We start from the raw sequence: 18,721 nt of genomic DNA, 5'->3' as shown, positions 1-18,721 counted from the left end.
TCAAAAAGACGAAGTATGAATTTTATTGGAGTTTTTGGTGCGTCCGCAAGTTGAGTGTACCATCACCACAAGAGGGCTCTCTTCCCAACAACGTACCTTACTATTGGAGAGAAAGGCTATACAAACTTTAACGATCGTAAACTGGATTATCGGTAGGACTAATTAAACTCATTAATTTTTGCTTAATTTGAGAATCGAATACTTCCCATTTGTGCCTTGCATAATCGCTATTCTCATTTCCACCCGAAAGAAATCCTACCGGAATTTCAAAACCGCCCGCTTGACTTCTTCCACCGCCAAAAAAGCGTCCTTGAGCATCTTGACCGAAGGCTTCTTTAATAAATTCGTCGGGGTCTAGAGTCAGTTTATTCGTTCGCAGCGATCCGATTACTACTTCGATTTCTTCGTCTTTGTCGTGCACAATTGCGTAGACAACGGCTGTATGTACGTTCTCTTCTGTTACTAAAAAGTCCGCTGCTTGGGGAATGGAATCCCGATCGTCATAGCGGAGGTAGCCGATGCCCGCGATCGAGAAATTGTTCTGGACGATGCGGTGTTTGAGCGATCGCTCGATCGCATCCATCACCCATTTAGAACGAGACGACTGTAACACCGCATTCAGCAACTGCGGGTCATAAAATCGGCTCAAATAAGCCGCAGCTAAGAATTCCTCCTCCTGTGCTTGTCTGAGGGCATTGGTATCCGATCGCAAACCGTGCATCAAAGCCGTAGCACACTTGACGTGCTGGCTGACACTACCGTCAAAAGCCACCATTCCAGCCTGCAAATACTCGGTAAAAATCGTGGCTGTAGCGCGGATATCCGGACGCAAATCGGTAAATTCTGCGTTCATTTCCCCCTGCAAACTGTGGTGGTCGATTACTGCTGCGATCGCAACTCCCGCCCCTAAAATAAACTCAGTTAAGTTACAAGTCGTGCCTTGGTTGTCGATGAAAACGCAACCCTGATACGCCGACAAATCCTTCGTTTTTGTCGTTTCCAGCGTCCACCGCTGCAACGGTAACCCGGTCAATTTAACTAAGGCAATATTTTCTTGGTGGCTGAGGGCGCCGGCGTAGATAATCTCGCATTGAATATCGTACTGTTCGGCGATTAATTTGTAAGCCCAAGCGCTCGAAAGTGCGTCAGGGTCGGGAAAATCTTGCAATAATATTAACTGGCGATCGCCTCTGTGCCGATCGAACATTTGGCGCAATTGCTCAACTTTGCGATCGAGTAATTCTCCGCGGAGACTGGCGCGATTGTCTTCCGAAGCAACTTCGGCTTTGCTGCGCCGTTTCCCAGGTACACTCGCGGATGGTACAACCTCAGCTTCGTGGTTGTCAGATACTTCATCTGAATTGGTAGGCTGGTGGTCTTTCATTGTTAAAAATACACAATCTAATTTTTTCAGTATTTGCGCGCCAAAAGCAATTAAACCCGGTTTCTTTGTAGATACCGCGCTGTCAAACCGAATATTTCCGAAGAGAAACCGGAGTTAAGAGTCTTTAACTATTTAACTTTTCAACTCAAAACTATTGGCCCGGCGCACTCATGGCCCCACGCCTACAACTCAAAACTTCCGCAAAAAACCCCCGCGCTTTCTTGCGACAGGGGGTTTCAAAGGCCGATTACATATTTTTGCCATTCTTGGTGCATACCACTCTTAACGTGTCTAGTCACTTCAAAATAAAGACCGCTGTGAGGTTTCCTGGGCGGATAGCGCAGCAGCATTCCCGCTTCTTTCGGGGTGCGACTGCCTTTATTGACATTGCAGCGCACGCACGCCGTAGCGAGGTTTTCCCAACTTTCGCCTCCCCCGCGCGATCGAGGAATCACGTGATCCAGGGTCAAATCGTCCCCGGTATAGCCACAGTATTGACAAGAGTGGGCGTCCCGGTGCAAGATGTTCCGGCGGGTAAGCGGAATATCCTTATAGGGAACTCGGACGTAATGCCGCAGTCGAATCACAGTTGGTAGCGGGAAGTTTGGCGCAATAAATTTCCCGTTATGTTCTACCTGTTCTGCTTTTCCTTTCAGCAACAAAACTACCGCTCTTCGCCAATTGGTGATGTTGAGCGGTTCGTAGGAGGCATTCAGCACCAGAACATTGCCCATTGTTGATTATTAAAGAGAAGATTTTTATTGATGCTAACACAGGTTTCAGTTTAGGGGGGCGGACTCAGGAAGGGCAAGGCTCAACAAAAAACGGCTAAAAACCTTACCTTTACCCTATACCTTCGCGCCTGATCCCCTGCGGCTGCACCTATTTTGTGCCACAACGTTTGTCAGCCAGGGATTTTCCGTGGGTTTTGGTCTGAATAATGGCAGTATGGGCGATCGTCTCCGTTGGCGTAGCCCCCGTAGGGGGCGGGCTTCGCTAACGGCAAAACTTTACAGAATAAATTTTATTTTTTTCCCTAAATGCCTAATCTTCCCGGCAAGCAGAAGTCTAACTTTTTAGAGTATTAGTAACCATAAATGAAAAAGCTTATTACCGCCCATGAAATTTCGGCTTTTAAAGTCAGCTTTTAGTGTGTCAATTATTGCCCTTGCAGCTCCGATTTTAGCAAACAGTCAGGCTTTTGCCCAAACTCCGTCATTTTTCTGTGGCGCTGCTGGTGGCCGCCCGGCCACAATTGCTGTCCAACAAGGCAAAAATATTCCCGTTATTCTATGGGTAGCTGATAACTATTTCAATGAATCAGGAGAAGACGCCATTACTCGCTGCACCCGAGTCTCGGGAATTCTCAACAACTCGCAACCCCAAGCAAGTTGGGACAATATTGTCACAGCAGGTGCATCTTCCAGCGGTCAACTAATTATTTGTGCAGCTAATCCTCAAGACGGTTCCTGTAGATTATTATATCAAGTCCCAAAAGGGCAAAATCCCGAACAAGCCAGACAAGAACTTTTAAGAAGAGTTAAAAATCCTAATGTAAGTGTTTCGCCTGTTAAGGTAAATTAAACTGTTGACAGTTGACAGTTGACAGTTGACAGTTGACAGTTGACAGTTGACAGTATTTGTAGGGTGCGTCGCCATTGCTTATCCCCAAAAAAGAGTGACAATCTCATAGCGACGCACCAAACACACCCTACAAACCAGGAGCATCTCAGTTTTGCATTTGTAGTGCTGTCCCCGCTCGCACTGAAAGAAAAAATGCTTTTTGCAAAAATGAGATGCTCCCTACAAACCCAGGTCAAAAAAGTCCATGGATAGGGAAACGACATTACCGCGTGCGTATTTCCATGTTTTATTACTACTTGCAGATAGTGGAAACCCTTCTCAAATACTCCGGTTTGCTGCTGAGAAAATCGCAGCTTTGCTTCAGCAATTCTTCCAACCCTTCAACCTGCCTCAACCAGACAGTACCATTGCTTCCCGCTACAGCAATTTGCTTCCCATCTCCACTCCAACCGACACTAACAACATTCTCCTCAAACGTAAATTGAGCAACCGGGCGCCCCGCTAAATTCCACAGCCGCACAGTCTTATCAATTCCCACAGTAGCCAGCCTTTCTCCGTCGGGACTAAAACTAATTAATTTCGCATCTAAATGCAAGGTTTCAAATTCACTAACTAATTCTTTGGCTGACAGATTCCACAGTCCGACTTTGCCATTTAATGTTACTGTAGCAAAGCGATACTGCTGTCTATCTGGACTGAAACTAATCCCAATTGCCTGCACCGGCAGCGTTTTTTCCAGTTGTCCCGACAAATCCCAAACTCGCACTGTAGATTTGCCGTCTAAAGTCGTCAAAAAATCGCCGCTGGGGCTAAAATTAACGCTTCTCACTAAACCATTGTGACCGGGAAGCTTCACGCTAGATGAGATTAATTTTGATGGTTTTGACAAGTTCCAAATTGCCGAACTGCTATCGATTCCTGCTGCCGCAAATAACTTTTCTTTCGGACTAAAACTAATACTGTTAACAGAGCCTTCAATTCCTTTCAACTGAGAAATATTTTTTCCTGACAAATTCCAGAACTTAACTGTGCTATCGCTTCCGGCAGTTGCTAAAAATTTACCATCTGGGCTAAAGCTTACCATATTCACTGACTGCTGTAAAGCTTTCCATTCAGCAATTTTCTGCCCGTAAAAGTTCCAAATTCTTACTCTATCGTCTATTCCTGCGGTTGCCAAAATTTTACCGTCAGGGCTGAAACAGATGCTGGTAACAGCACCTGTATGAGCTTGCCAATTCATCTTTCTTGGTGGAAGTGATGGTGCTTTAATCTGCTGTTTTTTGCTAATTTCGTCGAGAATAACTTGTAAGGCTAACAGCGGTCTAGTTGCCGGATATTGTTCGAGATGTTGTTTGTTTTCAACTAAGGTTCTTAATTTTTTACCAGAGGCGATCGCCCTTAGCAAAGCTTCCGATAAAGCTTCGCTGCTCTCGTTTTTTTGAGATACTGCCAACAGTAAAGCATCGCTGCCATTTTGTTCGATTTCAATACTTGCTTGTGCTAGTTTAAACCGCTGGTAAGCGAGAGTTGAAAAGCCGATCGCCCCAATCAACGATCCGGCCAGTACCGCTGAACCGATGCCGATCCACTGTTGGGCTTTTTGCTTGGCTGCGCCAGCTTCACTCAAAGCTGTTTCGGCATCGCGCGTCGCTTTTTGGGTTTCTAGTTTAGCTGCCAGCAGCAGTTGATTTTGGTCGCTCAAAATCAGTTTTTGGCTGGCTGTCAAAAATTGAAAGTCTTCGTTTCTCAAACTTTTGTCTGCCGCCCAAACTAATGCTGATTGCAAATCTTCGCCGCGCAACAGTTGGGAGTCATCTTGAGAGTTAGAATTCAGCCAGACTTTGATAGCTTCCGAGTAAGGTAAGAGTTTTTCTAAGTTTTTGGCGATTAAGTCTTTGTTAAAGACAGCTTGATAAATAGGATTAGAAATAGTTAATTTTTCCCGGCGCTTGACGATTAATCCGCTTAATCGCAATTCCATTTGTTCCGCACTACCATCGGGGACGATTTCAATTTGCTGTAAAATTTGCTGATACAATCCGAGTCTTCTGACAATCCGCTGGTTTTCTCGAAAAAGCCGATCGCGAATTGTGGACAAATGTTCGGGAACATCCTGAGATTCCCAATTCTCCACAATCTTCAAGCGCACTACTTTCTCAACCCACTCTCGCGGATTTTGAATGCGATCTTGCTCCCCCCCTTGACAAGGGGGGGCTGGGGGGGGTGCATTTTCAAATAAAAGTTTGCACAGCTTTTGACTCAAAAACGGTTGCCCGCCCGTCCAATACAAAACCTCTCTCAACACTTCAGCAGAGCGATCTGTCAGCTCTGCCAACCCGGCTGCTAGCGGTTGAGCTTCTGTTTCATCAAAACCAGTTAATTCGATCGCCCTACCGATATTAAAAGGCGTGTTGCTGGCAAGATTCTTGTCGCGGCACAAATCCGTCGGCGATGCTACGCCCAAGAGTGCCCAGGTTAGGCGATCGAACTCTGAGTTATTGGCGCGCTTGTTATAGCACGATCGAATTAGGGCTAGGAAATCATCGGCGGGAAAATCCAGGGCGAGAATGCTGTCGATTTCGTCGATAAAAATGACAATATTGGTGGAAATATTGGCTAACAGCACGGTTTCGATGAATTCGCTCAATCTTTGCACCGGAGTTAAAAAATTGCGATCGCGCCACCAAGTCCGCACGTTGACAATATCCGACAGATTAAAGTTATTTTCGAGAATGCGTAGCAACCCAGCATACCACTGTTCGGGAGTCACGCCGCGGTTGCCAATTTCCGAAATGTCGATCGCAGCACAAGCAATTCCCTCATTTCTCAGCCGCTGAATTGTCCGCACCTGCAAGCTAGATTTGCCCATTTGGCGCGAATTCAAAACATAGCAAAATTCCCCCGCCTTCAATCCGTTATAAAAGTCGTCATCTGCTTGGCGCTTCACATAATTCGGAGCGTTATTGGTGAGACTGCCGCCGACTTGATAGTAACTGGGTTTTGCGGTAAAATTCATATAATTCATTCGGCGGTTAAAACCGCTACTACACAAACAAAGTCCGCGCAACGCGAGACTGAAGAATTCAAGTAAAATTTTGGATGATATATTGTACCATAATATAGCATGAAAACAGATTGGATTGGATATCACCGCGACAAAGACAAGTTAAGAACTGAAATTTGGTCTTTGCTGAAAGATCAAGCCGCATCTGTTGGCGATCCGTTTGGTCATATTCCCAATTTTGTCGGCGCCGAGTTGGCGGCTGAAAAATTGGCGAGTTTACCAATTTGGCAACAGGCAAAAACGATTAAGTGCAATCCAGATTCGCCACAAATTCCGGTGCGGATGCGGGCTTTGCAAGACGGAAAACGCTTGTATATGGCAGTACCGCGCTTGACAGACGATCGCTGTTTTGTCGAGTTAACGGCAGAAGATTTGCACAAGCACAATATGCCACTAGCCGAAAGTGCGTTAGCGAAGCCCTCGAAGAGGATCGCCCGTAAAGCCCTCAGTTGCGGAAAATTGGTAAGCTTTGAAGAAATGGAGCCGATCGATTTAGCAATAGTCGGCTGCGTAGCGGTGGCGCGCAACGGGGGAAGAACCGGCAAAGGTGCAGGATTTGCTGATTTAGAATTGGCGATGTTGACAGAATTCGGGTTAGTAGAAATCGATACGCCGATTGTGACTACAGTGCATCCTTTGCAAATTGTAGAAGATTCGCGTTTGCCGATGCAGCCTCACGATTGGGCGCTGAATTGGATTGTGACTGCCCAGGAGGTAATTGAGACTAATACGAGTTATCCGCGTCCAACTGGGTTAAACTGGGATAGTTTGCGATCGGAACAGTTGGCACAAATTCCGATTTTGCGAAAATTAAGAGAAGAAAACTAGATAACGAGTTTCTTTGCTAAACTTGTCTACAGTTTACTATTGCAGAAAATATGAAAGTTATTTTGGGCGACATCACAAAACTCGAAGTTGATGCGATCGTGAATGCTGCAAATACCAGTTTACTTGGTGGTGGTGGAGTAGATGGAGCAATACACAGAGCAGCAGGATCGGAACTGTATGACGAATGCCGATTGCTGGGAGGATGTAAGACTGGAGATGCTAAACTAACTAAGGGATATAAATTGCCTGCACGCTTCGTCATCCACGCAGTAGGGCCAGTATGGCGGAAGGGTAATGATGGAGAACCAGAACTCTTAGCCGAGTGTTACCGTAAGTGTATGCAAATTGCCGCAGAACAACAGTTTGAGAGTTTGGCATTTCCTTGCATTAGCACCGGCATTTACAGCTTTCCTAAAGCTCTAGCAAGTGAGATTGCAGTGAAGGTATGCTGGGAATATATACAAAATAATGGTGGTTCTCAAAAAGTAATTTTTTGCTGTTTCGATCAAGAGAATTATGAAATCTACGAAAGGATTATATCTAAATACAACCCTAAAAAACCTCTCTAAAACTTCGTCTGATGCACCCTACAAGTTAAAACTCCTTATCATATAGAGGAGACGGCATTGCCGTGTCCCTACGTGATGAATTGTAGGGACAAAGGCCAAGCCGTCTCCTCCGTCTTCTCCGTTGATATCATTCCGATACAAACGGAATTGATATTATTTCATAATATATCTAATTTGTAGCCAAAATGCGCCAGATAATGAAAGCAGTAAGGCCTAGATAACCAAACACGGTTATCCAATCTAGCCAATTATCGGAAGTTATCAAAAAAATATCGTTCATGGGCTGTTTTAATCTAAAAAGATGTAGATTGTGATTTTTCGTTGGGTGGGGGCGGGTTTATGAGATTGTCGGTTTTAGGCAATTATTGTCGGTGAACCCGCCCCTACAATATTGTGATTTTTCGTTGGGTGGGGGCGGGTTTATGAGATTGTTAGTTTTAGGCAATTATTGTTGGTGAACCCGCCCCTACAATATCTGGAATTATATGATACCTAATCGCTCAATATTTTACCCGATCGCGCTCAAGTGCGATCGAAAATATTGCCGGTACAACTCGCACCTCGGCACGCACTCGTTTCCCTGCAACTTTACCAACCCCAAACTGTCCAACTTGAACGCCTGAATCGCCTTTAATTGCACCCCAGAATCCGCCGCCGCAATCTCTCTCATCCCCGCAGCTAACTCTGGATATTCTTCTAAATTCCACAGTTGGCGGCGCAAGTGATCGCTGTAAATTCCCGCATCGGCGATCGCACTTTCTTTTAATTCATCAATAGTCAAATCACCTCGCGAAATGTGATATAGTGCAACTCGTACTAAATACGGATGACCGCCGACTATTGCCGTAAGTTGCTCAACTTCGGCATCTGACCAACTTAAATTGTGCCGCGCTGCTAAGTCTTGGATTTGCCCAGCGTTGAATTCGGGCAAGTCTACGGGTAAGCCGACGTTGAAGGGCGATTGATTGATGTTCATCGGGATGTAAACTTCGGTGGAATGTACTACGATTAATCGCAGTTTTTTCCAGATATCCCGCCGCTTCGATTCTTCGTGCCACGCCCGCAGCAGTCCTAAAAAGTCTTCGGCTATGTCGGGATATTGGAAAACGCGATCGATCTCGTCTAATCCTAAAATTAGAGGACTATCGATTTGGGGTAAGATGTATTTCTCAAAGTAATCTTTGCAGTTGACTTTGCTGCCAAAAATATCGTCCCAATAATCGTCTAGTTGATTGGCTAAGTGCAATTCGCGTCCGACGTAAGCGCAAAACCATTTTAAGAATTTATCTAAGTTGGCGAATACACTTTTATCTACTAACTGAAAAGTTAGTGGCACTGTACAATAACCTTGACGGGTTCCGTGATGCAAAATTCTTGCCATCAAGGATGTTTTGCCCATTTGTCTCGGCGCTTTAATTCTAATTAACGCGCTGGGCTGCAAAATAGTTTGATAGCAACGTTCTTCGATGGGCGGGCGTTCTACATAAAATTGAGAAGCGACATCGACTTGTCCTCCGGGTAATTCCGGTTCGGCGCTGGGTAGAGGTATTTCGTCGCTGCTAATTTCTAATACTTGGTTTGGTGTTAAATCTTCCGGTTGTTCTTTGACTGGTGCGGGAGTTTCTGCTAGCAATTTCAACACTTCTTCGATCAGAATTGGAGTGTCGCCGTCCTTTTGCCATTCCCTCTGTTCGATTCGGTACAGATAGCCCCGCAAATCGTGGTTTAGAGGCACGTTTAAGGGAAAACCGACGCGAATCGGTAAAATTATTGGTTTCTTGTCAGGGCGAGAGTCTTGCAGTTCTTTGGCTTGCTGGACTTGATATGTTAGCAGTTCGCTTTGGCTGACTGTTGGCGGCAATAGCAATAGCAAATAATCGCATTCTTTGAGGAAGTAGTTTATGCGATCGAACCAATTATCTCCCAATCTAATGTTATTTTCGGCTGTGAAGACTGTATGACCGATCGCACTTAAGGCCGTTTCTAACTGTTTTCCCAATTCGCGATCGGGTTCGGCGCTGCGATAACTCACAAATACTTTAACACTTCTGTTGCTGCGGGCTGTTTCCCTTGCCGCGGGCAAATTGTCCGACTCAGCGACATCTTCGGCATCGTCTAGTTTAGCCGATCGATGGTCGCCATTTGTCAGAGTCAGCTCAAACGCCGCGAACAACTGTCGCAGTTTGCTGAGATCCGCACCTTCTCTACCCTGCTTAATTTTGCTGACAGTATCCGCGCCAACGCCCGACTCGGCCTCGATTTCCGTCAGAGTACCTCTAATGTTATATCGGTCAGACCATTCTTGGAGCGCCTCATTAAGTTTCTTTAAGCCAGGGGCTGTGAGAATTCGACCGCGATCGCGTTTTGACTTGAGCACTTCTGTTGCACTGAAATGGGAAGGAATCTAGGAACTTTAACGCCTTAAGTTCCTATTTTAAGCGATTTTAAGGGAGATAGTCAGCCCGCCGGAATTTAAGGAATTTTACTTGTAGAGGGTTTTTAGGCGATCGACTTTCTCAAACTCTGTCCTGATAACGGCTTCAACCTGTGAATATATTTGAAAAGAAAAAAAAATCTTAACTCCCCAATCTCCCCTGCGAGCAACCACTGATTTTTTTTAGAGTAGATACATCAAGGAAAACCCAGGAGCATCACCATGAACAAAATTCTACACCGATTGGCAATGGCCGCCTTAGGAACTGCTTCAATTGTGACAATTAATACACTTAATAATTTAACAGAAGCATCGGCCGCTGGTAAATTTGACCAACCGCAAATTCATCAGAATACCATTTTTCCAATTCCTGTCCCCCATCAGTTGCATAAATAGCATAAATCCATTTATTTCATTCAGGAGAATTTATGAAGTCTACACTTTGCTCGCCACAATCTACCACTACAGAATCTAACTCCGTTGATGCTGATGCGATCGATGCCTGCACTGCATTAGCGTGGGTTGAATTGGTAGCCTTAGATAACAGCGCTCTCACGGGTGATGATTGGCTGGTGCTGTGCGATGATATTGATAGCGGGGAAATCTACCGCGGCTGGTTTCTGTGGCACGATCGCGAAGTTAGCGGTAATTGGGAAGCTTACGACCATTTGAACGATCGCCGATTTGTTGCCAAAAGCCAAGTTTTTGCCAAAAGTGCGATCGACTGCATCGAAGATGCGAGAAATCGCGCGATCGCACAACTAGAATTTGTACTCTAACACAAATACAACTCGTGCCGAGCCAACAATAATTCTGGGAATTATATTCCCGACTGAATGAACTTTCCGATCTACGCAAGACGAGAATAAACAGGTTTAATATAACCGGATGCAAGATAATTCCCGGAAACCAAATATTCTCAAAAATAATAATAAAAATTACGGGTGCATTCGTATGTAGTTGCGCTTCAGCGCTCTTTTAAAGCGCAACTACGTACCTTTTATAACTCTGGTATGTAGTTGCGCTTCAGCGCTCTTTCTTATTATATATGTAAGGACTGAGAATTAAATATAGCCTTTATCAAAAAGATGAGGTACGATTGACAGGTTACATAACCAGTTCCACTAAGAGGGCCCAAGCCCAACAACGTCCGCAAATCTTTTTGAGAATCGCTATAACTTACAGTTTGATGGTTCGTGGGATGGGCCACCCGAGCCCATCCCACAAATTTGTGTAAATTATTTAATTTCCGATCCTAAGAGCGCTGAAGCGCAACTACGTACCTATTACTCTTTTCGCTCGATAACCACAGTCAAATGAGCGACAACTGCCCCAACTGTTGCCAATACAGCAGCAATTGGAAAGACTACACTCCCTGCAACGCCACCTACCAATCCCGCCATCAGCGGAATGTCTGCTAAAATCCGCCCTTCTGAGTTTTTGATCACGAGGCGGCGGAGTTTTCCTTGCTCAATTAATTCTTTGACTTTACCAATTAAACTGTCGGCGCTAATCTTAAATTCTTCCACTCTAACTTTTTCCTCTGTTACGAACTCTGAGGTGAATAAAGGAGTTTCAACTGTTGGGTTGGCTGAATTTCCGGAGGCGGCTGTTTCGTCTTGGAGGATTGTTACTTGTTGTTCTAGTTGTTGTGAGTTCATTTTGTGTAGGGCGGGCGAACACCAGCCGTTTAATTTCTATACTTCTATCTTGTGCGATCGCACTTCGCACCGACAGGCAAGAAAACCCTACAAGCTACATTCGTACTTTCCGCCCCCGCCTTTTCACCCAAAACATTATCTCTGTTGACAGTTGACAGTTGACAGTTGACAGTTGACAGTTGGCAGTTGGCAGTTGGCAGTTGGCAGTTGGCAGTTGGCAGTTGACCAATTACCAATTACCCATGACCAATGACTACTGACTACTGACCAATGACCAATGACCAATGACCAATGACGGGAGCATCTCAGTTTTGATGTTTTGATTTTATAGTGCGAGCGTCCCCGCGAGCGATTATAGATCGCGAGCGGGGACGCTCGCACTGTAAAGAAATTGCTTTTTTGCAAAAGTGAGATGCTCTCCCAATGACTAATTACCAATGACCAATGACTAATGACTAATGACTACTGACTAACTTATTTGTGTCGAATTAGTTCGTAAATTTCCACATAGTCTTTAGCTGGATATTTCCACGAATTATCGCAATTCATCCCTTGAATCATGAGTTTTTCAAAGTCATCATGGTAGTCATACCACAATCCGATCGCCCGATCGAGCGCCGACTCTAAAGCGCAGTAGTCCGTTTGGTGAAATACGTAGCCGTTGCGCTCTTCCGGTAAGTGGTTGGTGTCGTAATCGCGATCGAACACCGTATTCACCAAACCGCCCACGCCCCGCACCACAGGCACCGTACCGTACCGCAACCCGATCATCTGAGTCAGCCCGCAGGGTTCGTAATTGCTCGGCACCACAATCATATCCGCACCCGCGTAAATTAAGTGCGACAGTTCCTCATTAAAACCAAGTTCTAAATGGCAGTCAGGATTGTCATTTAAAACCCATTTTTCGTGCTGAAAATGCGCGTTAATTCCCGCTTCCGTCGCCGAACCCAAAAGTACGAATTGCGCGCCTTTGCTCAGACAGTAATAAATTGCATGGTGGACTAGGTGAACGCCTTTTTGGTCGTCCAAACGACCGATAAAGGTAATCAGAGGCTTGTCAGCATCGCGCATTAACAGCCGATCGCGCAAAGCTGTTTTAGTTTCGGCTTTTCCTGCCAAATCATCCGCAGTGTAGTGTTGCGGAATATAGCGATCGCTCTCGGGATTCCACACATCGTAATCGATGCCGTTGAGCACCCCGCGAAACTTGTCTTGATATATATGCAAAGTATGTCCCAAACCGTAGCCGAACTCGCCGACGTGAGCTTCCCAAGCGTGATGCGGCGAAACCGTGGTGACAAAATTCGAGTACACAATGCCGCCTTTCATAAAATTGATGGCAAAAGGGTTAAAATTATCTCGCAGGCGATCGTACTGAAAATAATAATCATCTCGATTCAAACCCGTTGCTTGCAAAACCTCACTTCCGCCCATACCTTGATGTTTGAAATTGTGAATGGTATAGCAGACTCGCTGATTTTCCATCCAATTGTATTTGTAAATTTCAAACAGCATGACTGGAATCAAGCCAGTTTGCCAGTCGTGACAGTGAATCACATCCGGGCGCTTGTTGCTTCTGAGCAAAAATTCTAAAGCAGCTTTGCTAAAAAATGCAAACCGCATATTGTCATCGTTGCAACCGTAATAACAGCCGCGGTTAAAAAAGTTATCTTGCGATCGAGGTTCGATGAAAAAACACAACACCCCGTGCACCCATCCGCAGTACACATCGCAAAGGATTTCGCCGCCGTACCAGGGCACCGCCAAATCCCGATAGGCATCGTGCAGCCCCCAAATGTGGTCGTACCTCATGCAGTCATACTTGGGCAGAATAATCTCGACGGCGTTACCGGAATTCTGCAACTCCCGACTCAACCCATAAACTACGTCGCCCAAACCCCCTGCTTTGATGACGGGGGCGCACTCTGAGGCAATTTGTACGATGTACATTTTTTTTGCTTACTCCTGGATCAATCAAAAAATATTTTCTTAACTTGACAAAGTATATGATTTCTCAGCAAATAAGCAAGTCGCTCGTTAGACATAAAAGGGCGATCGCGCTTTCGACTAGCAGAATTCGGGGCTGTTGCCCACAAACGCAGAGAAGACAAAGGACGCATACGCGGCACAGCCTCAAAAATCGACATTTACCTTATTCGATGGCATTTGTCAACTAAATATTTCAAAAATTTTTGTGGAATTTTCGCGAAAATTTCTCGCAGGATGCTGATAACTGATTATCAGACAACACTTGTTTGGCTACCAAACATCAACTCAGCGATTCTATTGTGGAAACTCAACCCGCAAATGCCGTGTCTAGCATTCATCCAGAGACTCTTCAGGAGGCCCTCGCCGATGCCAGAAACCAAGAATGAGGAGAACAATTTAAGCCAACAACTGCAACAGCTAGTTGCTGAAGCTTGTTCGCATCCGCCCAAAAGCTTGATGCGGCGGCAAAAACTCAGCGAGATAGTGAGGCTGATTGTGAAATCTGGCAAACTTTGGCAAGAAGCGACGCCTCATTATAACGATGCTTTGCAGCAAACTTGGGTGTATTTTTGTCGCAATGTTTGTGTTTGCAAAGACAATACCACAAACAAACCTTACGATCCGAATCTGGGCAGCGTCATTACTTGGCTAGACAAATATCTCAAGATGCGGCTGAAAGACTTCTCAATCTCACAAATAGAACACCAAAATAGAGTTATTTCGCCGTCAATTTCCGAAGAGTCAGAAGCAATTAACATTATTTATAATGTCGAAAATCCGCCGACTCATTCTGACAGTCCGCTAGTTATCCTAGAAGAGACTAAAAAATGGGTGCTGGCAGATCCCGAGGGAGAGTTAAAAAGCGTTCACATCAAAAAACGTCCCGATGTCACTTGCCAAATCTTAATTTTGAAGCGTCTTCCTCCGGAGACTTCCTGGGAAAAAATTGGTCTTGAATTTAACTTGCCACCGTCAACTGCGCCCAACTTTTATAAAAGAGAATGTTTGCCCCGCTTGCGAAATTTTGCCAAAAAGCAAGGATATCTGGAATAACAGTTGACAGTTGACAGTTGACAGTTGACAGTTGACAGTTGACAGTTGACAGTTGACAGTTGATAGTTGATAGTTGACAGTTGACAGTTGACAGTTGACAGTTGACAGTTGATAGTTGATAGTTGATAGTTAATAGCGATGTTTGTTAGACTAAAAGTAAAATGTCGCTCTTCAAAAAGCCTAAAAATACGGGGAGTAACAACCCTTACTATTGGGTAATTGGTAATTTCTAATAGTTGCTATAGCGGTTCTCAAAAAAGTGAGGTATGCACCATGCCCTATGCCCTATGCCCTATGCCCTATGCCCTATGCCCTATGCACGTCGGGTACCTCATATGAGAGCTCGAAAGGCTATATCTGTAATTGACTTACCTGAGAAAGGCTAGAGAAAAGTCTGTTTTTGAATTTTCATCCTAAAACTATAGTTCACAGAGGAGAATCCCGATGAATGGCAACCTTAACAATATCAGGCAATCATCTATTCCACTGCCCATTACCACCGCAGCGCTGCGGCTGGCAGAGAAATTTTCAAATATTAAAGGATTGAGCACAGCAGAAAAAAGAGACCAAGTTTATTTCAACACTTTAGCTGTATGTGCAGTGAAAGATTACATGGAAATGATGGATATTCCTACAGATTTGAAAGCCAGCGACAGTTGGAACCCTGCGATGCGCCTTTACACCGATGCAGCAGATTTGAAATTAACTCAATTTGGCTATTTGGAATGCCGCCCTGTGAAGTCTGGCAAGTTTTGTGACATTCCGCTGGAAATACCGGACGATCGCATTGGTTTAGTCGCAGTTGAAATCGATACACAGCGGCAAGAAGCTACTTTGCTGGGATTTATGGCAACTGCAAGTGCTGGCGAGTTGGCGATCGACAAATTACAAAGTTTTGAAAAATTGCTGCTACATTTGGATAGTCTGAAACGCAGCAAAAAAGCTGTACAACTCAGTCAGTGGCTGCACAATATTTTCGAGGCCAGTTGGCAGTCTGTAGCAGAAGTTTTAGCGCCGCCAGAACCTAGTTTAGCTTTTCGTTACGGTAGCGCAGTCGTGCGGGCTAAGACGATCCATCTGACACCAGATATCTCGGAACCAGTATCAACAACCCTCAACTATTTTCGGGGAAAACCTAATTTAGATAGGGGTGTAGGAGTACCCGCCGAATCTGTAGCTTTGCTGGTGGCGATCGCACCAACGACTGATACTGATATTAATATTAAAGTACAAGTGCATCCGATCGCCGGTGCGGACAGCTTGCCGCTCAACCTGACTCTGAAACTCATCGACGGCGAAGGAACGACTGTCATGGAAGCTTGTGCCGTCAAAAAAGACAACGGCTGCATGACACTGGAATTTGCTGCCGATCGCGGAGAATGTTTCAGCGTTGTGGTGAAACTGAAAGAAGTCTGTATTGCAGAGAATTTTGTCGCTTAAATCGGCCCGCTGGTTATAAGCTGTTCAGCATTAAAATTGAACCTTTACCAGGAAGTTGGCTTGGGGAATCAAAAATCTCAGTGTATCAAAAACCTGAGAGTGTCAACCATGGAAAAATTAGTTGTCTTAAAGCTAGATGATAACTTGACAAAAGGCGTGCGAGCTACTCTGGAAATCGGCCCGGAAGGAGAACGGGCCACAGTAGAAATCCAAGGTTTCCTGCCTCCGAAACTAGAAATAGCTGACAACTACGATCGCTGGCAGTCAGTCTACCGCAGTTTGGGAGATTTCCGCATTAAGCCGATCGCAATTACCATTAGCGAATCTCGTACAGCACAGTTGTCCAAGTGTCGCGAGTTGGCGGAACAATTAAGCCTGCAAATCAATAGCTGGCTTGACTCTGAACCGTTTCGTAAACTCAAAGACACATTACTCGTACAATTAAACCCATCGGATACAGTTCGATTTTTAATCAAAACTGATGATATCGTTTTGCGGCGTTTACCGTGGTACTGTTGGAATATTTTCAATGGCTATCCGAAAGCCGAAATTGCTTTGAGCGCCACAGCTTATAAAAAAATACCGATTTCAGATCCCCCTAAATCCCCCTTAAGAAGGGGGACTTTGAGTGAATTCTCCCCCCTTTTTAAGGGGGGCTGGGGGGGATCTCCGATTTCAGATCCCCCTAAATCCCCCTTAAGAAGGGGGACTTTGAGTGAATTCTCCCCCCTTTTTAAGGGGGGCTGGGGGGGATCTGCGGATTTGGAAAAATACCCTGCAAATCGCGTAAAGATTTTAGCAATATTGGGTAACAGTGAAAATATTAATATTGAACAAGACTGCAAACTTTTGGAAGGATTGCCATCAGCAGAAGTTACTTTTTTGGTCGAACCAAATCGCAGAAAAATCTGTCAAGAACTTTGGGAAAACAACTGGGATATCTTATTTTTTGCCGGACACAGTGACAGCGACGCATCCGGGCGATCGGGAAAATTTTATATCAATAAAACCGAGAGTTTAACAGTAGAAGAGCTGAAACAAGGCTTCAAGCTAGCGGTTAACCGTGGCTTGCAGTTGGCTATTTTGAATTCTTGCGATGGATTGGGCATAGCGCGGCAGTTTGAAGATTTGGGCATCCCGCAAACGATCGTAATGCGAGAACCTGTATGCGATCGAGTTGCCCAAGATTTTTTAAAGTATTTTCTCGCCTCTTTTTGCAGCGGGGAATCTTTGTATGTGTCAGTGCGCCTCGCGAGGCAAAGATTGGCAGAATGCGAGTCAGAAATTCCCGCTGCGGATTGGCTGCCGGTAATTTGTCAAAATCCTGCTGCCAATCCGCCGACTTGGCAAGAGTTGGCAAATAAACCAGCACCTTTTCCTTGGAGGCGGCGCTTACAAATCGGGTTGTTGGCGATCGCAATTAGTGCTGTTTCTGTCACGGGAATGCGATCGCTGGGCTGGCTGCAAATATGGGAATTGCAAGCTTTTGACCAATTGATGCGCCTGCGTCCCGCCGAAAGCTCGGATTCGCGTTTGTTGCTGGTGGAAGCAACGGAAACGGATATCGAAAAATACGGCTTTCCGCTGCCGGATGGGACGATCGCCAAAGCAGTAGCAAATTTAGCACAGTATCGGCCGCAAACGATCGCCCTGGATATCTTTCGCCCTCGCCCTGTAGGAGTCGGTTATGCAGCATTGGCTGCTAGCTTTCAGAGCGATCGAAGTTTAATTGGTTTGTGCAGCGTCAAAGAAAGCGGCAAACCGAACAAATGCGGCATCAAACCGCCACCTGCACTGCCAAAAGAGCGCCTCGGGTTCAGCGATGTGGTGGCTGATGCCGACGGCATTCTCCGCCGCCACTTGCTGTTTATGCAGCCGCAGACAACCGATCTTTGTGCTACAGAACACTCTTTGAGCATGAGGGCTGCGCTCCATTACCTAGCAGCAAAAGGCATCACACCAGAAACTTTGTCAGGAGATAAGATAGGGCTGAGAAAGGCAGTTTTTGCACCAATTCACGGCAGTACAGGCGCTTATCAAAACCTGGACAATCGCGGCTTTCAAATTATGCTAAATTATCGATCGCCCCGAACTTTTATTCAGCGAGTTAGCCTGACAGAACTGTTAGAAGGAAAAGTTAGTCCCAATTTGATTAAAGACCGAATTATTTTTATAGGTGTGACGGCGCCCATTTCCAATCCCGATGATTTTTTTACACCCTACAGCGCGCGAGAAATACCTTACCAGAAAATGCCGGGGGTGTTACTTCAAGCACAAATGTCGAGTCAAATTATCAGTGCTGCTTTGGATGGGCGCCCGCTGCTACAAATTGTGCCTGTGTGGCAGGAAATGCTGTGGATTTTGGGCGGCGCAGCAGTTGGTAGCGCGATCGCGATTGTCAGCCGGCGCAGGCTGTTTGCGGTGTTGCGGGCGATCGCTTTTGCGGGGATTTTGGTCGGAATTTGCTGGTTTTTGCTAATCCAGGGTTGGTGGGTGCCTTTGGTACCGTCGGTTGTGGCAATGCTGGGGGCGTGTGGTATTGCGATCGTTTGTAAGCGAATCTAGTACCATCTCAGGGTTAAATAGGTACGTTGTTGCGCTTGAGCGCTCTTAATATATATAAGATCGGAGCGCTCAAGCGCAACTACATACCTTTGTTTTAGAAGGTGACATTATTTATTCAATAGACTTGTATTGCCACAATAATAGCGCTCT

16 protein-coding genes are annotated in these 18,721 nt (G+C 45.4%); 8 read left to right on the top strand and 8 right to left on the bottom strand.

All coding sequences use genetic code 11. From position 1 onward, the window contains the following. Positions 1–127: 127 nt before the first annotated feature. On the bottom strand, positions 128–1,384 hold the full coding sequence (locus JGK07_RS04085; RefSeq protein ID WP_293213176.1) for a bifunctional oligoribonuclease/PAP phosphatase NrnA: 1,257 nt from the start codon (positions 1,382–1,384) through the stop codon (positions 128–130). 236 nt (positions 1,385–1,620) lie between these two features. After that, positions 1,621–2,118: an HNH endonuclease gene (locus JGK07_RS04080; protein ID WP_293148535.1), complete on the bottom strand. Its 498-nt coding sequence runs from the start codon at positions 2,116–2,118 to the stop codon at positions 1,621–1,623. A gap of 385 nt (positions 2,119–2,503) precedes the next feature. Between JGK07_RS04080 and JGK07_RS04075 the strand changes: the two genes are divergently transcribed. Then, positions 2,504–2,968 carry a COP23 domain-containing protein gene (locus JGK07_RS04075; protein WP_293226109.1) on the top strand — a complete coding sequence of 155 codons (465 nt, stop codon included), beginning with the start codon at positions 2,504–2,506 and terminating at the stop codon, positions 2,966–2,968. A gap of 292 nt (positions 2,969–3,260) precedes the next feature. Here JGK07_RS04075 and JGK07_RS04070 read toward each other — a convergent pair whose 3' ends face one another. Further along, a complete protein-coding gene (locus tag JGK07_RS04070) occupies positions 3,261–5,984 on the bottom strand; it encodes an AAA-like domain-containing protein (RefSeq protein ID WP_293185663.1) in 2,724 nt (907 codons plus the stop codon). 108 nt (positions 5,985–6,092) lie between these two features. On the opposite strand from JGK07_RS04070, the gene JGK07_RS04065 reads away from it, so the two are divergent. Both JGK07_RS04065 and JGK07_RS04060 read left to right on the top strand, forming a co-directional pair. Beyond that, entirely contained in the window at positions 6,093–6,860 is a 768-nt protein-coding gene (locus tag JGK07_RS04065; RefSeq protein WP_293185665.1) for a 5-formyltetrahydrofolate cyclo-ligase, read from the top strand. 50 nt (positions 6,861–6,910) lie between these two features. Then, a complete protein-coding gene (locus JGK07_RS04060) occupies positions 6,911–7,429 on the top strand; it encodes an O-acetyl-ADP-ribose deacetylase (RefSeq protein WP_293185667.1) in 519 nt (172 codons plus the stop codon). Positions 7,430–7,937: 508 nt separating this feature from the next. Here the strand turns inward: JGK07_RS04060 and JGK07_RS04055 are convergent. Then, positions 7,938–9,806: an AAA-like domain-containing protein gene (locus JGK07_RS04055; protein ID WP_293193634.1), complete on the bottom strand. Its 1,869-nt coding sequence runs from the start codon at positions 9,804–9,806 to the stop codon at positions 7,938–7,940. A 279-nt stretch (positions 9,807–10,085) separates the two neighbouring features. Between JGK07_RS04055 and JGK07_RS04050 the strand changes: the two genes are divergently transcribed. Both JGK07_RS04050 and JGK07_RS04045 read left to right on the top strand, forming a co-directional pair. Continuing rightward, positions 10,086–10,259, top strand: coding sequence for a hypothetical protein (locus JGK07_RS04050; RefSeq protein ID WP_293185671.1), 174 nt, complete (start codon positions 10,086–10,088; stop codon positions 10,257–10,259). Between the two features lie 32 nt (positions 10,260–10,291). Then, positions 10,292–10,642 carry a hypothetical protein gene (locus JGK07_RS04045; protein ID WP_293185672.1) on the top strand — a complete coding sequence of 117 codons (351 nt, stop codon included), beginning with the start codon at positions 10,292–10,294 and terminating at the stop codon, positions 10,640–10,642. 507 nt (positions 10,643–11,149) lie between these two features. On the opposite strand, the gene JGK07_RS04040 is transcribed toward JGK07_RS04045, so the two are convergent. The 4 genes from JGK07_RS04040 to JGK07_RS04025 form a co-directional block, all read right to left on the bottom strand. Further along, on the bottom strand, positions 11,150–11,524 hold the full coding sequence (locus JGK07_RS04040) for a DUF4342 domain-containing protein (protein ID WP_293185674.1): 375 nt from the start codon (positions 11,522–11,524) through the stop codon (positions 11,150–11,152). Between the two features lie 44 nt (positions 11,525–11,568). Then, positions 11,569–11,760: a hypothetical protein gene (locus JGK07_RS04035; protein ID WP_293219850.1), complete on the bottom strand. Its 192-nt coding sequence runs from the start codon at positions 11,758–11,760 to the stop codon at positions 11,569–11,571. Positions 11,761–11,998: 238 nt separating this feature from the next. After that, positions 11,999–13,474: a glycogen synthase GlgA gene (gene glgA, locus JGK07_RS04030; protein ID WP_293198513.1), complete on the bottom strand. Its 1,476-nt coding sequence runs from the start codon at positions 13,472–13,474 to the stop codon at positions 11,999–12,001. Between the two features lie 20 nt (positions 13,475–13,494). Continuing rightward, on the bottom strand, positions 13,495–13,671 hold the full coding sequence (locus tag JGK07_RS04025) for a hypothetical protein (RefSeq protein ID WP_293219853.1): 177 nt from the start codon (positions 13,669–13,671) through the stop codon (positions 13,495–13,497). Between the two features lie 208 nt (positions 13,672–13,879). Here JGK07_RS04025 and JGK07_RS04020 point away from each other — a divergent pair, with 208 nt between their 5' ends. The 3 genes from JGK07_RS04020 (at position 13,880) to JGK07_RS04010 (ending at position 18,571) form a co-directional block, all read left to right on the top strand. After that, complete coding sequence (locus JGK07_RS04020) at positions 13,880–14,566, top strand: sigma-70 family RNA polymerase sigma factor (protein ID WP_293241424.1); 687 nt, start codon at positions 13,880–13,882, stop codon at positions 14,564–14,566. A gap of 444 nt (positions 14,567–15,010) precedes the next feature. Next, complete coding sequence (locus tag JGK07_RS04015) at positions 15,011–16,006, top strand: DUF1822 family protein (RefSeq protein ID WP_293185682.1); 996 nt, start codon at positions 15,011–15,013, stop codon at positions 16,004–16,006. Between the two features lie 108 nt (positions 16,007–16,114). After that, positions 16,115–18,571, top strand: a complete 2,457-nt coding sequence (locus JGK07_RS04010; protein ID WP_293226116.1) for a CHASE2 domain-containing protein — start codon at positions 16,115–16,117, stop codon at positions 18,569–18,571. Positions 18,572–18,721 lie beyond the last annotated feature (150 nt).

It is taken from the genome of Microcoleus sp. PH2017_24_DOB_U_A (assembly GCF_020738205.1).
Taxonomy (GTDB): Bacteria; Cyanobacteriota; Cyanobacteriia; order Cyanobacteriales; family Microcoleaceae; genus Microcoleus.
The sequence above is the reverse complement of the archived record's forward strand: the minus strand, read 5'-3'. Positions and strand labels throughout refer to the sequence as shown.